This window comes from Paenibacillus contaminans (genome assembly GCF_003285015.1).
GTDB lineage: Bacteria > Bacillota > Bacilli > Paenibacillales > NBRC-103111 > Paenibacillus_V > Paenibacillus_V contaminans.
This window is the reverse complement of record NZ_QMFB01000011.1, coordinates 205,218-222,113: the sequence shown is the minus strand read 5'-3', so window position 1 is coordinate 222,113 and position 16,896 is coordinate 205,218. Positions and strand designations below refer to the sequence as shown.

9 protein-coding genes are annotated in these 16,896 nt (G+C 53.5%); 8 read left to right on the top strand and 1 reads right to left on the bottom strand.

From position 1 onward, the window contains the following. Positions 1–557: 557 nt before the first annotated feature. A complete protein-coding gene (locus DQG23_RS19715; protein WP_113032594.1) occupies positions 558–1,367 on the top strand; it encodes a glycerophosphodiester phosphodiesterase in 810 nt (269 codons plus the stop codon). Positions 1,368–1,691: 324 nt separating this feature from the next. Further along, complete coding sequence (locus DQG23_RS19710; protein ID WP_113032593.1) at positions 1,692–3,365, top strand: ribulokinase; 1,674 nt, start codon at positions 1,692–1,694, stop codon at positions 3,363–3,365. Between the two features lie 458 nt (positions 3,366–3,823). Here DQG23_RS19710 and DQG23_RS19705 read toward each other — a convergent pair whose 3' ends face one another. Continuing rightward, positions 3,824–6,103, bottom strand: coding sequence for a helix-turn-helix domain-containing protein (locus DQG23_RS19705; protein ID WP_113032592.1), 2,280 nt, complete (start codon positions 6,101–6,103; stop codon positions 3,824–3,826). Between the two features lie 222 nt (positions 6,104–6,325). Here DQG23_RS19705 and DQG23_RS19700 point away from each other — a divergent pair, with 222 nt between their 5' ends. From DQG23_RS19700 to DQG23_RS19675, 6 genes are all read left to right on the top strand, one after another. Beyond that, on the top strand, positions 6,326–7,303 hold the full coding sequence (locus DQG23_RS19700) for an ABC transporter permease (RefSeq protein WP_113032591.1): 978 nt from the start codon (positions 6,326–6,328) through the stop codon (positions 7,301–7,303). An 18-nt stretch (positions 7,304–7,321) separates the two neighbouring features. Continuing rightward, on the top strand, positions 7,322–8,188 hold the full coding sequence (locus tag DQG23_RS19695) for a carbohydrate ABC transporter permease (RefSeq protein WP_113032590.1): 867 nt from the start codon (positions 7,322–7,324) through the stop codon (positions 8,186–8,188). A 52-nt stretch (positions 8,189–8,240) separates the two neighbouring features. Then, the gene (locus DQG23_RS19690) at positions 8,241–9,806 is read left to right on the top strand and encodes an extracellular solute-binding protein (RefSeq protein WP_113032589.1); all 1,566 of its coding nucleotides are present in this window, start codon (positions 8,241–8,243) and stop codon (positions 9,804–9,806) included. A gap of 515 nt (positions 9,807–10,321) precedes the next feature. After that, on the top strand, positions 10,322–15,826 hold the full coding sequence (locus DQG23_RS19685; protein WP_113032588.1) for a cadherin-like beta sandwich domain-containing protein: 5,505 nt from the start codon (positions 10,322–10,324) through the stop codon (positions 15,824–15,826). Between the two features lie 186 nt (positions 15,827–16,012). Beyond that, complete coding sequence (locus DQG23_RS19680; RefSeq protein ID WP_113032587.1) at positions 16,013–16,315, top strand: AbrB/MazE/SpoVT family DNA-binding domain-containing protein; 303 nt, start codon at positions 16,013–16,015, stop codon at positions 16,313–16,315. Then, positions 16,312–16,647 carry a type II toxin-antitoxin system PemK/MazF family toxin gene (locus DQG23_RS19675; RefSeq protein WP_113032586.1) on the top strand — a complete coding sequence of 112 codons (336 nt, stop codon included), beginning with the start codon at positions 16,312–16,314 and terminating at the stop codon, positions 16,645–16,647. Before DQG23_RS19680 ends, DQG23_RS19675 begins: the two co-directional genes overlap by 4 nt. Positions 16,648–16,896 lie beyond the last annotated feature (249 nt).

Sequence of the window (16,896 nt, the reverse complement as noted above, 5' to 3'; positions counted from 1 at the left end):
TATGCCTGGACCGTGTGCGTAGTGGAGAAAACCTTATTGTTCATGAGGCTGTCCTCACTATTCAACCGGTAAAATGCTCGTTCTCGCCCGTTAGTGAGGCAAACGAAACTATCAATTTCGTTTGCCTCACTAATAGTTACGTTTGCCTCATGAACACGCCGGAACACGGGTTGCGGTTGAGAAATAATAAGGATTGCCTCATTATTAATAACCTTTTCCTCATTATGCCTCCAGAACATGGGGTATCGGCGAGAGTTAGTGAGGTTTGCCTTATGAACAGTAAACTTTTCCTTATTATTTCTTCAGGACACAAGTCATCGGCGGCATGGAGCATACATCCGAATTGATGGCGACGATTATCCAATACATAATCAACTGTCCTTCATCCCTTATTAAGCCTATCGTTTAAGAGTTGAAAGCTTCTAGGATTCGATTTCGATCTAGCGGCATGGATAAGATGGCCGCCTTTCTAGGCAAAAGGCCGGCGGTGGAACTGCGGAGCGGCGAAGGCTTCGCTTTATTTTTGAAGAAAATGGTCGCAGATTGGAGTGGCGTTCATGAACAATGCAATCATCAGCTGGCAGGCGCACCGGGGAGGCGGGGAGTACGAAGCGCCCGACAATACGATGGGAGCGAACCGCTATGCATGGGGGCTAGGAGGCATCCCCGAGGCGGATGTCCGTTCGACGAAGGACGGGGTCATCGTCTGTTTGCACGATGCCACTTTGGCGCGTACGACGCTGGCTCCCGACGAAATCAAGGATATTCCGGTCTCGGAATTGACCTTCGAGGAAGTGTCCAAGTGGGATGCGGGCGCGAAGTTCGACGAGAAGTTCAGAGGCGAGAGAGTGCCCGCACTGGAGGACATGTTCCTAGAGATGCAAGGCCGGCCGGAGCATATGGCTTACCTTGATCTCAAGGACGTCGATTTGCGGCAGCTCGGTGCTTTGATCGATCAATACGGCGTCAACCGGCAAGTTATTTTTACGCATAATATTCAGAATAATTGCATCGAAATGAAGCGGATTGCCGAAGGTGTCAAGAGCATGCTTTGGGTTGGCGGAGATCCGGAGAGGATCAAAAATACGTTTCAATCCGCGCTCGAATCCGGCTTTCGAGGTGTCGATCAGGTGCAGATTCATTTGAATGGGGATAGCGGCGAACAATGGCCGTACGAAATTGACATCGAGTTTCTCCAATATGCTTTGGCGGAAACGGCCAAGGTCGACGTCGATCTGGAGGTGCTGCCGTTCCGGTTTAACGAGCGGTCGATAAGCCGGCTGTTGTCGCTGGGCATTCGCTGGTACGCGACCGACGAGCCCGCCCGGTTCCTGCAATGCGTGAACGCTTGGCGCGGGCATGGATAGCCGTGAATAAAGGTTTGTGGCGGAGGGGTTTTGAATTGGGCACAGCAAAAACGGGAGCCGGCGCTCCTGTTTTTGCTGTACGAATGGGAGCTCTTCACTTTGCTGGCAAACGCTCATCAGGAGTATCGTTGAACATACAGATAGAGCTATCTTCCGATGACAGCATGCGGGTTACTACGATCAAAGGGCGATCGGCAAGCTGACGTAGGTGCAGCGCAGCGCTGCAGGGGATTGACCGCTGTCATGCGGCGTCAACACATTGAGGCTGAAGCCCCGTGTAGTGCGGTAGGGGAGCTGCGCAGCTCGAAAAAAAGGAGGAACGGCATGGAAAAACGATATGTGATCGGGATCGATTTCGGTACGGAGTCGGGCAGAGTCGTGCTTGTGGATGCGGACAACGGAGATGAAATCGCCGATCATGAAACCCGGTATGCACACGGAGTCATGATGGAGCGGCTGCCAGGGAGCGGAAAACGGCTGGAGCCGGATTGGACGATCCAGCATCCCGGCGATTACTTGGAGGTGCTGAGACATTCCGTACCCCAGGTTTTGCGCGCCTCCGGAGTCGGCCCGGGGCAAGTGGTCGGTATCGGCGTCGACTTTACGTCCTGCACCATGCTCCCGGTTGATGAGCGGGGGACGCCCCTCTGCATGCAGGATGCTTACCGGGATGAGCCGCATGCGTACGTCAAGCTGTGGAAGCATCATGCCGCAGAAGAGGAATCGGCGCGTATCGACGAACTGGCAGCGGCCAGAGGCGAGACCTTCCTGGGTCGTTACGGCGGAAAGGGCTCTTCCGAATGGATGCTGGCTAAGATATGGCAGACATTAAACGAGGCGCCGCACATTTATGAGACGGCGCATCGATTTATGGAGGCCGGCGATTGGATCGTGTACCGGCTGACGGGCAATCCGGTGCGAAGCGGCTGCAGCGCGGGGTATAAAGCGTTCTGGCACAAGACGGATGGATATCCGTCCCCTTCTTTCTTGAAAACGCTTGACCCCAGACTCGAAAGGTTGGCCGAAACGAAGCTGTCGGGCGAGGTGCGTCCGATCGGGACGAAAGCGGGCGGGTTGACGGAGGAAGCGGCAGCGTTGACGGGCTTGCTGCCGGGGACGGCGGTGGCGGTTGCCGTCATCGATGCGCATGCCGGCGTTCCCGGATCGGGAGCCGTTAAGCCGGGCCAAATGGTCATGGCCATGGGCACTTCGCTCTGCCACATGATGCTTAGCGACAAGGAAGCGGCGGTTGAAGGCGTCAGAGGCGTCGTCGAGGACGGGATTATCCCCGGACTTTACGGCTACGAGGCGGGACAGCCGGCTGTAGGCGATCTGTTCGGCTGGTTTGTCGGTCACGCCGTTCCCGCATATGTGCAGGAGAGCTCCGACGGCGAAGGGATTAGCGTTCATGTTTGGCTGGAGCGCGAAGCCGCGCGGCAGAAGCCCGGCGGGCATGGCCTGCTCGCGCTCGATTGGTGGAACGGGAACCGCTCCGTTCTCGCGGAGACGGATTTGAGCGGGCTGGTCGTCGGCATGACGCTTCAAACGAAGCCGGAGGACATCTACCGCGCTTTATTGGAGGCGACCGCCTTCGGCACGCGCAAAATTATCGAAGCCTTCGAGGCTTCGGGAGTTGCCATGCATGAGCTTTTTGCCTGCGGCGGCTTGCCCCGGCGCAACCGCCTGCTCATGCAAATTTTCGCCGACGTTACGGGGCGCGAGATCAAGGTCGCCGCTTCGTCGCAAACGACGGCGCTTGGCGCAGCGATGTTCGGCGCCGTCGCCGCAGGTTCGGAGCGAGGGGGCTGCGCCGATATCGCGGAGGCAGCCGTCCGCATGGCCAAAGTGCGTGAGGAAACGTTCCGGCCTAATCCCGAGCATAAGGCCGTGTACGACGAGCTGTACCGGGAGTACTGCCGGCTGCACGATCTGTTCGGCCGGGGAGGCTTCCGGGTGATGCAGGAGCTTAAACGGATCAAGCTTGAGCAGAACGGATGAGCCGCGATTTCGAAACTTCGCTTGCTGCGGTTTGTAATGTGAGCTCAAATTTCGCCCCGCGCGCAGTTCCACGCCGCGGGGCTTCGTGTATGACGGCGGTCGATCGGAAGCGCTGCGCTCAAACCAAAGCTGCATCGCCTTCTAAAATAAGTTGAACCATAAAAACATCAAGGGAGACAGAATGGAATGGAGAAAGGGAATTGCCTTGCAGCGAGTTTTGGCTTTGCGTTTCACCCTTCCGAAGGCCCATCCAATGAGAGAAACGCAAAACAAGATGTTTGAAGCGGCAAGGCAATCCCTTTCGGAATGCAAGGTGAACTCCCATGTCATTGGTTCAACTTAGTCGGCTGTTTCCTGTCTAGATTGGTTCAACTTAATCGACGATTTCATGCCCCAATCGGTGCCGCCAGCCATAGTCGGCTGCTTCCTCTCTAGATTGGTGCAACCCCTTCCCCCGCTCACCCGTAAGAATCCGCCTTCTTCCGGTACTCCCCGGGCGTGACGCCCGAATAGCGCTTGAACATGCGGATGAACGAGTTCACATTCTGATAGCCGACGAGGGCGGCCACCTCTTGAATTTTCAGCTCCACATTCAACAGCAGAGCTTTGGCCCGCTGGACGCGCAGATCGTTCAGGTAATCGCTGAAGTTCATCCCGGTCTTTTCCTTGAAATAGGTCGACAAGTAGCCGGACGTTATATTTAGTTTATCCGCCATAATGTCGAGATTGATATCCTCGTGCAGGTGCCGGTCCAAATAATCCATGACGAAACGGGTGATCGGGTCTTGATCGTCCGATTTTTGCTGGATCAGATGGATGGCCGGCGCGAGCAGCAAGTAGAACCATTCCTCATATTGCTCCGTACTGTAAAAGCCCCGAAGCGGCTCCAGGGAAGGCTTCGTCAAGCCGTTTCTTGCGGAGGCCGGCACATTCAGGCGCAGCAACGATTTTTCCAGCTGGGCGGCTACATCTCTGGCAAACTGCCGGTATTGCTCCACAGGCGAGCCCTTTTTCTGCATGTGCCCGAGGTTGCGCTTGATCCATTCCTGCATGGCCTCCACCGTGCCGGACATCAGCCTTGTATGAAATTCCTCCTCCATCGAAACCGTAAAAGGAATCGGCTCCGCTTCATTCCGGTCTTCACCGAAAATGAGCTGCGATTCGTCGCGCAGCTTGCGCTGACGCAGGAGCGACGAGATTTCCTCATAACCGGAGTGGAACTCCGCGCCCGCCCCGTATACCGAACTAACGGCTATCGTGACCAAATACAGATGATGGTCCACCTCTAGCAGCGATTTGAGCTCCGCGACGCTTGCGCTTATATCGGCGTTTTCGTCCGGCACGAAAATAAGCGACATGACTTGGTTTTGCTCCATCTGAAACGTGACCGATTCCTTGAAGGTCTGCAGCAGAATGCTGTCCACATACTCGCGGATGTAATAAATGCCTTTGTCGGCGTCGATCTGCAGCTCGCGGAACCGTTCCTTGAACGTGACCTCCATCATGATCAGCACGAAGGGCATGTTCGCGTCGGCCAGATCCCGTATTTCGGCCAGGTTGCTGTGAATATTTTTCAGCTTGTCGGTCAGCGCATATTTGCGAAGAAGGGACGTTTTTTTGTTCAAATCCGTCTTGATATCCTGGTTCGTCTTGAGCATCGAGCTGACCTTCCGGCTGATCAGATCGAAATCGCTGATTTGATTGGAGCGGACAGGCGCGCCGCCTTGATCCCAATCCTTGATGGATTCGATGATTTTGCGAACCGGCTTATTCAGATTCAGGCTGAAAAAGACGGATGCGACGATACAGATCACCACAGTGGCCGCAAGCAGCGACATAAGGATCAAATTCAGCTTCACCAGCTGCAGGGTGATGGTTTCGGCCGGCACTACGCTGACGTAGGTGAAACCAGTTTCCGTTCCTTTTTTCAGAAAATAATAGAAGTTCCCTTGCTTGACCACTTCTTTGCTCATTTCGGAGGCGGACAAGGGCTCGAGCTTTGCGTCTTCGGCGGAAGCATAGATCGGACTTCCCGCAGGGTCCAAAATATAAAAGTTCTGGTCGGTCGAAATATGATGCGCCTGAAACAGCTTTTGGGCGTCGAGCATGACGATGAAATAGAGGTCGTTATAGGGCATCGTTTTGACGATGATCGGAAAAAGAATGCCTTTCTGCTTCTCGATCCCCATCGATTTCTCGGTGAACTTTGCGGCCGGCAGCACGCGGAAGCTTGTCCGCTCGTCGAACTGTTTGTTCCAAAAGTCGGCCGAGTACGAAGGGCTGTAATAATATTTCGAGAACATGTCGCTCGAGCTGCTTGTCCCGTCCTTCTCCAGCACGTAGGCGTCGTTCCGGAAATGAATGATCAGATTCTCGAAAAACATGAACGGGTTCGAATATAAGGTACGTAGCTCCGCTTTGACATCCTCGACGCTGTTGTATCCGTTATTTTCCTTAACATGCCTAAGAATGTTGAGATTTCCCGTCCAACGCTCGTTTTGGTTCAGGCTGGCGATCATGTTTTTGGTCAGCTGAAAATGGTTCTCGTATGCCTCGACCGTATGGTTGATGCTGAGACTGTTGGATTTGACGATTTCGTCGTGAATTTTATTTTTTAAATAGAAGGAAGATATGAAATTGAAGGCAACGAGCAGGAAGATCACTGCCAGGAATCCGGTAAGAAGCTTGGCGAACAGGGACCTCGGCCTGATCGTTCGGGATGCAATTTCCTCCAGCATGTCGTCAACCCCGTATCTCTATATATTTAGCGCAACGTTTTTAGCAGGCGTTTTTAATCATTTTACGTGCAGCGGGCTAAAACCTACAATATGCATTTTATCGGATATGTACACAATCCTTATACTAACCGTTTGAATGCGAGTTTCTTCGGGATTATGCAGATTTATTTCTCCGGCGGGGTGCGTTTATGATGATCCTATCACAGGTTAGGGGACATGAATATGGATCATACGAAAACGAATCCGGCAGAGGAGCTGGGACTATCCTTTCCTCGCAAGCCGACGGCCGCCCGCAGGAGGGCGGCATTCAAGCTGTGGAACAGAAGCAAATATTTGTGGCTGCTGCTTCTGCCTTGTCTGATTTATTACGCGGTATTCCGGTACGCTCCGATGTTCGGGCTTGTGATCACTTTTAAAGACTACAACGTGTTCAAAGGCATCTGGGCGAGCAACTGGGTAGGGTTCAAATATTACCGGATGTTTTTCGAGAATCCCGATTTTTTTATCCTCATACGAAATACTTTTTTGCTGGGCTTGTATAAATTGGTGTTCGGCTTTCCGGCTCCGATCATGTTGGCGCTTATGCTTAACGAAGTTCGGAACGCCGTGTTCAAAAAGTTCGTGCAAACGGTCAGCTACCTGCCGCACTTCATTTCCAACGTTATCGTGGCGAGCATGGTCATTATGTTCCTCTCTCCTACCGGCGGGCTTGTGAATCACCTGATTGAGCTGCTGGGCTTTGCGCCTGTTAATTTCATGATGGAGCCGGGCATGTTCCGCGCGATCTACGTGTTGTCGGAAATATGGCAGCATATCGGCTGGGAAACGATCATTTACTTGGCGGCTTTGACGGCCGTGGATCCGACGCTTTACGAGGCGGCCGACATAGATGGCGCGACCCGCTGGCGCAAGCTGTGGCATGTGACGATTCCGGGCATTATGCCGGCAATTGTCATCGTCTTCATTTTGAATATCGGCAAGGTGCTCGAGATCGGCTTCGAAAAGGTCTTCTTAATGTATAACCCCGCGATCTACGAAACGGCGGATATCATAAGCACTTACGTGTACCGGATCGGTTTGGTCCAAGGCAATTTCAGCTATGCGTCGGCCATCGATTTGTTTATGGGAATCATCAGTCTGATCTTCATCTACTCCGCTAACTGGATCAGCCGCAAGGTAGGAGAAACGAGTCTATGGTAAGGAAGGAGGGAGCTTCGAATGAAAAATAAACTCAGCTTGTTTTCGATCGTCAACGTGATTCTTCTGCTGGGAGTCGTGGTCGTTACGCTGTATCCTTTTGTCTATATGCTGGCGGTATCCTTAAGCGAAGATATTTATGTCATGAAGGGCGAAGTCAGCATCTGGCCGAAGGGCTTGAACCTCCGCATGTACGAGCTGGTGTTCAACGATCCGAAAATATGGAAAGCTTATTGGAATACGATCGTTTATGTCACGGTCGGCACGGCTGTTGCGATGGCGGTCACCTCCATGGGCGCTTATGCCTTGTCTCGAAAGGACATGGGATTCCAGAAGGGTTTTACGATGATAATCGTGTTTACGATGTTTTTCAGCGGCGGGATGATTCCGACTTTCCTCGTCGTGCGCAACTTGGGGCTGATCGATACGATCTGGGGGATGGTGCTGCCGGGCGCGGTCAGTACGTGGAACCTGATTCTGATGCGGACGTTCTTCTCGGGCGTGCCTAAGGAGCTGGAGGATTCCGGCAAGGTGGACGGTCTGAACGACATCGGCATTTTCTTCCGAATCGTCATTCCGCTCTCGAAGGCGGTATTCGCGACGATCGCTTTATTCTATGCGGTAGCCATGTGGAACAACTTCATGTTCCCCTTGTTATATTTGCGAGATCCGGAGATGTTCCCGCTGCAGGTGCTGCTCCGCAATCTGGTGCTGGCCGGCAATGTGGCTTCAGGAGACGTCACCTCGATCGGAGGTGATAATCTGATTGTCGAAGACTCGCTGAAATTTGCGACGATTATGGTCTCGACATTGCCTATTTTGTTGGTGTACCCTTTCATACAAAAGTATTTCGTCAAGGGTGCGATGATCGGAGCGGTTAAGGGATAAAGGGGTAGGAAGTAGAGTCATCATCACTATCATTCAAAAGGGAGTTGTTCCGATGAAAAAGATTCTATCGACGGTTGCGGTCAGTGCGGTTGCTCTATCTCTCGTGGCGGGATGCGGCGGAAAGCAGGAGCCGAAGGAATCGGCGAGTCCGTCGAGTCCGACGCCGGGCTCGTCGGCTGCGGCAAATCAGCCGCTTGATAAAAAAACGTTTACGGCGCTTCTGGACAATAACGCAACATGGCCGTATTCGAAGGAATGGCCGGTTTGGAAGTGGATCGAAGAGAAGACGGGCGTTACGCTCAACGTGCAGACGCCTTCGGGCAAGCTGGCCGATACGCTCAATCTGGTTATGGCCTCCAATAACCTGCCGGATCTGATGTACATGGCGAACCGCAGGGATTCCAATAAGTTCGGCCAGCAGGGCGCGCTCGTCAACATTTTGGAGCATATCGATCAAATGCCGAATTTGAAGGCTTGGATCGCCAAATACCCGGATGAAGCCAAAGCAGCCCTTTCCTCCGACGGCAAAATGTACATGTTCCCGAACCAAGGCTTCGGCGAAACGAACCGGATGGTTTGGCTGTACCGGGAGGACATTTTCAAGAAGAACGGGCTAACACCGCCGAAAACCTACGACGAGCTGTACACCGTCATGAAAAAGCTGAAGGAGATATATCCTGACAGCTATCCGTTCTCCTTCCGCTTCGGGCAAATTCCCGGGGAAATGTACGCGAACCTGACATCAAACTTCGAAACGGGCGAAGGCGCTTATTATAATTTCGACAAAAAAGATTGGAGCTACGGCCCGATCGAGGATAATTTCAAGGCGATGGTGCAAACGTGGAACAAGTTTTATAAAGAAGGCTTGATTCCGCCGGACTTCCTGTCCATCCAAACGAAGCAATGGCAGGATACGATGTCTACGGGCAAAGCGTTCATTACGATCGATTACATCAGCCGCGTCGACTTTTTCAACAGCGCCATGCAGAAGGAAAATCCGGAGTACAACATGCAGTTTATGGCGCCTCCGGCGGGATTGCCGGGCGGCAAGCAGCAAAATCCGTACTTCCACTATCTCGAAGGCGGCCTGACCGTCGCATCCACGTCCAAAAATATTAAGGACATCATGAAATATTTGGACTTTTTCTACACGGAGGAAGGGAAGACGATCGCAAGCTGGGGCAAAGAAGGCGAAAGCTACACGGTCGAGAACGGAGTCAAAAAGTTCAAGCCGGAATATTCCGATTTGACGGAAATGCGTAAGAAGACCGGTCTGCAGTCGAGCGGAGCGTATACGTGGATCGATTACAGCGCGCATTTGTCCTTGTTTACGAAGGATCTGACCAAGGCTTATCAAGAAGCGGCCAAGTACGATCCTGCGGGCATGCAGCCTAGACCTGCGTTCACCGAGAAAGAGAACGAAGTGATTTCGGTAACCGGGCAAGCGCTCAATAAGCACCGTGAGGAAAACTTCGCCAAGTTCGTGGCGGGCACAAGAGATTTGAACGACTGGGGCAAGTACGTCGAAGAGATGAAAAACCTCGGCGCGCAAAAGCTTGTGGACACATACAAAGAAGCGCATAAACGGATGGAAAGCGTCGAGCTGAAGGTGAAGTAAGCGAGCGCGTGTAGGAAGCGCTAGTGACGTCTCAATCCAAGCAGTTTCTAGCATCCCAAAGATCCAAAGACCTGGACCGTGCGCGTAGTGGAGAAAACCTTATTGTTAATGAGGCTAGCCTCACTATTCCACCGGTAAAATGCTCGTATTCGCCCGTTAGTGAGGCAAACGACATTATCAATTTCGTTTGCCTTACTAATAGTTGCCTTTGCCTCACTAGCTCTCCAGAATACGGTTTTTTGGCGAGAGATAGTGAGGTTTGCCTTATGAACAGTAAACTTTTCTTCACTATTTCTCCAGTACGCAAGTCATCGGCGGCATGGAGGTAACATGTACAGCCCTGAAATTTTCCGATTGATGGCGACGACTATCCGCTACACGATCAAATGTCTTACATCCCATAGTAAAATCGGAGTTTTTTTACAACGAAAAGAATGCGCTTTCAAAACAAATTGTCATCCTATGATGTTGCCTTACAGGCATTATAATTTAAAAAATATGGTGGTGATCATTCCGTGTTGAGATCATTTCGGAAACAAACGGTCTTGCTTCTAATCCTTTCATTAGTTTTATCGGGGCTAGTGATCCCTGCTCCGCACGCCTATGCGGCGTCGGCCATTACGATCGATTCGCCGGCGGACGGCACGACGGTCGGCAGCGGCAAGCTGAGATTGTCGGGCGTTTATTCCAGCCTGTACGACATCAAGCTGTTTATTAACGGTTCCAGGCAGGTCGACGCCATAACCAGCGATCCGGACGGCGACAATGAAGGCACCTGGTATTACGATCTGGACACTTCGCCGTTTAACGGCCCCGTGCAGGTTAGGGCGAGAGGGCTGGACATTACGACGCGTTACGGAGTATGGAGCCAGAACGTGCAGATTACGGTAAATAATAAGTCGGCATCGGCACCCGTTGTCCGAATCGTCAGTCCGGCGGAAGGCGTTTCGCTTAGCGGCGTAGTGCCTGTGCGGGTTGCGGTTCAATCCGATGCGGCCGTCAATAAAGTGGAAGTGCGCGTTAACGGCGGGGCATGGCAAGCTGCCGCGCGTGACGGCGACGACTACGTATGGGCGTGGGATACGGCCGGGATCGGGGACAAAACGAGCAGCATCGAAGCACGGGCGTATAACGAATACGGGGTAAAAGGCGCGAGCTTGACCACTTACGCCAAGGTAGGGCAAGGGACGAACGAAACGCTCGTCGTGCCGAGCCAAGACCGGGCTATGTGGCTGTGGGAAGCGGCAACCTATAATATTTTGCTGAATCCGGGCTCGAGGGAAGTGCTGGACGCCATGGCCAAAGATACGGAAACCTTCGGCTCCGATCCGGTAAAGGTTCTGTATTTTGCGGTGGGGTCATTCGACGGCATGGATGTTATGGAGGATAATCCCGGTCTGCTAAGGGATTTCATCGCTTGGGCGCATGAGCGCGGGTATCAGGTATACGCTTGTATCGCCGGCGGCACGTCTCCTCCGTACATGGGCGCTTACCGGGAGTTTCACGACACGGCGATCCGCCACTTCGAGCAGGTGTTGAACTACAACATTTCATCCGCATCCGAGGAGCGCTTCGACGGCGTCAATGTAGATATCGAGCCTTACATATCGCCGGATTTTAAAGATATTTATCCATCTCTGCAGATTCAATACCTGGAGATGACCGAAAAAATGGTCGAACGCCGCAATGCCACCGGCATGAATCTGCCATACGGACCGGCGATCCCGAAATGGTACGATACGTCGGATCAGGCGAAAAACATTACGTATAACGGGCAAACCAAATGGCTTTCCGAGCACGTCCAGGACATCACAGACTATATCTCGATCATGAATTACCGGGATACGGCGGACGGCAGCGCAGGCATTATTGCGGGCGCCCAGGGCGAAATCGAGTATGCGAACAAAATCGGCAAACCGAATTCCGTAGTGATCGGCGTTGAAACGCTCGATATTGCGAACAGCGGCGACCCCGAAACGATCACCTTCCGCGAGGAAGGCAGGGATGTCATGGAAGCGGATCTGGACAAGGTGTACACCGCTTTCGGCCAAGACGCTTCCTTCGGCGGAATCGCCATGCATCACTATGACTCGATCCGGGCGCTTCCTTCCAATTGGGGACCGGACGGCGTTTTATGGCAGCCGCCGGCCGATAGCGAGCCGCCGACGGCTCCCAGCCGAAATCCGGTCGCGAAAGCAGCCGATTTCCAAACGATCACGCTTACGTACGGCAGGTCTTATGACAATACCGAAGTCGGCAGCTACATTATTTATCGCAGCACGCAGCCTGATTTTACAGCGGGGGCCGGCAATGCCATCGGTACCGCTAGAAGTTTGAACTTCAAGGATACCGGACTTTTGCCCTCTACAACCTATTATTATAAAATCGCAGCGGTGGACGTAAGAGGCAACATCGGCCCGGCTTCCGGGCAGGCCAAAGCGACGACTGCGGCAAGCGCTCTCAAACCGATGGTCGTAAGCTCTATGAAGGTGGAGCGTTCAGGCACCGGCGCCTCCGTTACTTTGCAAGTGGCGGATATGACGACCAAACGTCCTGTTTCTGCGGAAGTGGAAGGCAGATTCACCTTCGCCGGAGGTAAATATGTGAAGGGAACGGCGGCCGGCGGCCAAATTACGCTGACGTCCGAGGCGATTCCCGCCGGTTACCAGGTCGGCTTCGAACCGCGGCGGATCGTTGCGGACGGGTACTATTGGGCGCAAGCCTACGATAGCCCGCATATCTCGAATGTAAATCCGCGGGTACGCTTGAAGGAGCTGGGTTTGAGCGAGGGGAGCTTGTCCGTGCCTTTTATGCCGGAGCAAGCCCATTACACGGCGATCGTTGCCGAAGATGTCACGTCCGTCAAGGTGAACGCGTCCGCCGAGAACGGATCCGCGGCTGTGAAGGTAAACGGCGTTCCCATACAAAGCAGCGCCGCCTCGCAAGCGATTCCGCTCTCTCCGGGAGAAAATGCGATCGTTATTCAAACGGTAGCGCCGGATGCGACAACGGACAGTTATACCTTGAAAGTGATCCGGGCGGTTCCGGTAGACAACGTTTTTATCGCATCGGAGGATGCGTACGTTTTCCAGAACGATCCGTCTAAAAACTACGGTACCTCTCCTTTTCTCGATGTTATCGATATAACAAATGCGGACGGTGGAGGAGACAGGCTGGCTTATCTCAAGTTTGATCTGGGGGCTTATACGGCGCCGGTAGACAAGGTCACTCTGAACGTGTATTCCGCCCATGCCGTCGAGAAGGATATAAAGATCGACCTGATCGGCTATCCGGCGGACGATTGGAAAGAAAGCACGCTGACGTTCAACAACCGTCCGCTTGCCAATCCCGTTCAGATGGGATCCGTCGTAGTAAGGGACAGCGGCTGGTACAGCATCGACGTTACCTCCTTCGTGCAAAGCCAGATGGTACCGAACGGCGACCGTAAAGTGACGGTGCGGTTTATTATCAATGACATTCCGAAATCGTCCGGTGCATTGGTGCAATTCCATTCGCGTGAAAATGAGACGAATCCGCCGTATTTGCTTGTCAATCCGTCTTCCGACGCGTCGCTTTCCAAGCTGACGCTCAGCCATGGGGGCTTGACTCCCGAGTTCGATCCCGAACGCTTCAGTTACACGTCGACGGTATCGGACAGCGTCTATGGCGTTATCGTAACGCCGGCAGCCGCAGAAGCACACGCGCAGGTTACGGTTAACGGACAGCCTGTCGGGAACGGAGGACCATCTCCGGAAATTCCGCTGGCGCTCGGTACGAACCCGCCTATCCTCGTGGAGGTAACGGCCCAGAACGGAAATAAGGCGTTATATGAGATCACTATCGCAAAAGAATTGTCCGGCAATGCGGACCTGAATAGTCTTTCGCTGATCGGCGCAAAGCTGGATCAGTCCTTTTCTCCGGATTTGACCGAATATACGGCTGCGGTAACGAATAGCATCGCTTCCGTTAAGGTAGAAGCGGCTTCCGCCGATCCCGGAGCCCGAGTGTCGGTTAACGGCGCGCCGCTTATGCCGGACGGACTTTCGCAAGAGCTGCCGCTGGAGCAAGGTGAAAATGACGTTACGGTACGCGTCGAGGCGCCGAACGGAAATAGCAAAACATACTCGCTCCGCATAAGCAGGGAAGCAAAGCCGCCGGTTTATTCCGCTGATCTGCAGGAGCTGCAAATCGAAGGCATCGAGCTGCAGCCGGGCTTTCAGCCGAAGGTGCTCAGCTACAGCGCCGAGGCGGGGTACGAGATGAGCGAAGCTGCTGTAAAAGCGGTACCGCTCGATCCGCAAGCGACGGTTTCTATCAATGGTATGCCGGTATCCGGGGGAGAAACGCAGACGGTCGCCCTCCAAACCGGATTGAACCGGCTTGAGATCAAGGTTGCATCGCTCGATCAAACGGAACAGGTTTATGTGATTAATGTGACCAGGCAGGAAGACAGCGACTCCGGAAACGGCTCGCCATCGCCTACGCCGACACCAACGCCGTCGCCGTCAGTGACACCGACACCAGCAACACCAACGCCGTCGCCGACATCGACACCTTCGTCGACGTCCGAGCCGGCTGTGGATAACGGAACAGGCAATGGAGCATCGGTCTCCGCAGGGGACGATGGCGTGCTGATCGTTCCGAAGCCTCAGCGAGCCAAATCCGAAGACGGAACCGTGACGGACAGCATATCGGTCGATCCGGCGTCAGTAAGTAAAGCGCTGGAGCTGGCTAAAACATCCGGAGGCGAACGGCTGATCGTTTCGCTGGCCAGTGCAGGTACCGATCCGGCAGATGAATGGATCGTTTCGATCCCTGCCCAGTCGCTGAAGCAACTGGCGGAAGGGAAGAAGGAGCTCGAGATGACCGGGGCTGGAGTACACCTTCGGATTCCGCTGGAGTCACTCCAGCAACTAGGAGACGATCCGGATGCGATAACCTTCAAAATCGCACCGATTCCGCAAGGAAGCAGCCGCGAGCAAGTGCTTCAGCGTCTGTCTTCGTCCGAGTCCGTGCTGGCGGCAACAGGCGGCCTAACCGACTGGATCTCGACGCCATGGCGCATCGAGACGAATATGAAAGATAAGCGCGTCGTGCTGCGTTTTCCGCTGCCGCAAGAGGCATGGGAGGCGGATGCTGCTGGCTCGGCAAAACCGAAGTTCGCCGTATATATCGAGCATAGCGACGGCGAAACCGTGCTGAAGACAGGCGAGATATATTCCGACGGCAAGGGCAAGCCGGAGGGAATCGAAATCGAGGTAACTAAATTCAGTACCTTTACCGTGGTTCGTCTTCCGGAAATGAAAGCCGGAGCTTATATAACCGGCTTTGAGGATGGCACCTTCCGTCCCGAAAAATCCGTTTCGCGGGCCGAGCTTGCCACGATGCTGGACAGGTTGGCGGCTTTCCGTCCGGCATCGGACAAGGCGGCTGCGGCGATGAAGGGGGCGGCTTCGGCGGCCGAAGTTTTGGGAGCCGCAGTGGTAACAGCAGCGGCAGCAGGGAAGGAAGCGGATAAAGCAAAGGTTCCGGGGATCCAGGCGCCGGAAGCGGTGACGGACCAGGCTTTGGCTTCAACTCCGGCAGTCGCAGCCGAAAGCTTTAAGGATGTCGAAGGCCACTGGGCGGCTGACTCGATCGCCCGTCTTGCGGATGACGGCATTCTGGAGGGATATCCAGGCGGCGGCTTTTTGCCTGAGGGAGCGGTTACCCGAGCGGAGATGGCCGTTATCCTCGGCAGATGGGCAGGTGTTCAGCAGGGAGCCGACAAGGGAAGCTTCCATGACGCAGCAGGCCATTGGGCCGAGGAAGCCATTGCCGCAGAAGCGACCAAAGGCTGGCTGCAGGGCTACGAAGACGGCTCGTTCCGGCCTGATGCCCCTATTACAAGGGCGGAAGCAGTCGTATTGTTGAACCGCGTGCTGAAGCGGGAGCCCATAAAGGATGCCCAATCGGCTGTATGGCTTGACGTTTCAAGCGCACATTGGGCTTATGGGGACATCCAGGCAGCATCCCGTTAATTTTATCGACATGCGAGTTTGAAGTATCGAGGCGCTGTGCATCGCGGCCGAAAGCCGCATGCGTGACAAACCTCCACCCCCGTTTGAATAATGGGGGTTGGAGGTTCATTTTTTGTTGCAAATCGTTTAGATTTTATTGAAAATCGTGCGATTCGTGATCGTCGGCATTTGAGGAGGAGGGTATTATTGGAGCATAAACAAGGAAAGGAATTGATCCTCATGACTACTGCAACGTTGAGCAAATGGGGAAATAGCACTGCGATCCGCATTCCGAATCAGTTGTTGAAGCGCCTTAACCTGGAAGAGGGAGCCGAGATGGAGATTTTGGTAACGCCGGAAAACGATATCTTACTTCGTCCTAAATCGAAACCCCAGGATTCGAACGAGGAGCTGCGCAACCATCTTAAGACGCTTCTTTCAAAAATCAATCCAGACTCCCCGCGCCATGAAGAAATTGATCTTGGGATTGAAGGAGACGAGAAAATTTGACCACCTTATCGCGCGGCGATCTCGTTTGGTTGGATTTTGACCCGCGAGCAGGACGGGAACAAGCCGGCAGTCGACCCGCAATTGTATTATCGGATGCGGACTTTAATGATTTGACTGGCTTTGCGGTTGTATGTCCGATCAACAGCCAAGTGAAGAATTACGCTTTCGAGGTGCTGCTTACGGAGGGTCTCCCGTTTACCGGAGTTGTCCTCACCGACCAGATGAAGAGCTTGGATGTAAAGAAACATAAAATTAACGTTGTCGGGAGTATTCCGGCTGACTCCGGCCCTATGAAACAAGTTCTCCGAAATACGCGCTCTATTTTGGCATAAATATTAGCCTTTGGTGTTGAAAGCTTAGCATTTTGCGGCTAGTACGCCATCAAGTCTAAAACTAGGGATTGATAACCTGGTTATGAAAGAAAACACGGAACTCGTAATGGTATGCACGAACCGTGCGATTAGTGGAGAAAACCTTATTGTTCATGAGGCTATCCTCACTATTCCACCGGTAAAATGCTCGTTCCTGCCTGTTAATGAGGCAAACGAAACTATCAATTTCGTTTGCCTCACTATTAGTTG

What these genes read in the sequence shown, in the direction of transcription:
- DQG23_RS19715 (WP_113032594.1), top strand. Translation starts at nt 558, where the DNA reads ATGAACAATGCAATCATCAGCTGGCAGGCGCACCGGGGAGGCGGGGAG.
- DQG23_RS19710 (WP_113032593.1), top strand. Translation starts at nt 1,692, where the DNA reads ATGGAAAAACGATATGTGATCGGGATCGATTTCGGTACGGAGTCGGGC.
- DQG23_RS19705 (WP_113032592.1), bottom strand. Translation starts at nt 6,103, where the DNA reads ATGCTGGAGGAAATTGCATCCCGAACGATCAGGCCGAGGTCCCTGTTC.
- DQG23_RS19700 (WP_113032591.1), top strand. Translation starts at nt 6,326, where the DNA reads ATGGATCATACGAAAACGAATCCGGCAGAGGAGCTGGGACTATCCTTT.
- DQG23_RS19695 (WP_113032590.1), top strand. Translation starts at nt 7,322, where the DNA reads ATGAAAAATAAACTCAGCTTGTTTTCGATCGTCAACGTGATTCTTCTG.
- DQG23_RS19690 (WP_113032589.1), top strand. Translation starts at nt 8,241, where the DNA reads ATGAAAAAGATTCTATCGACGGTTGCGGTCAGTGCGGTTGCTCTATCT.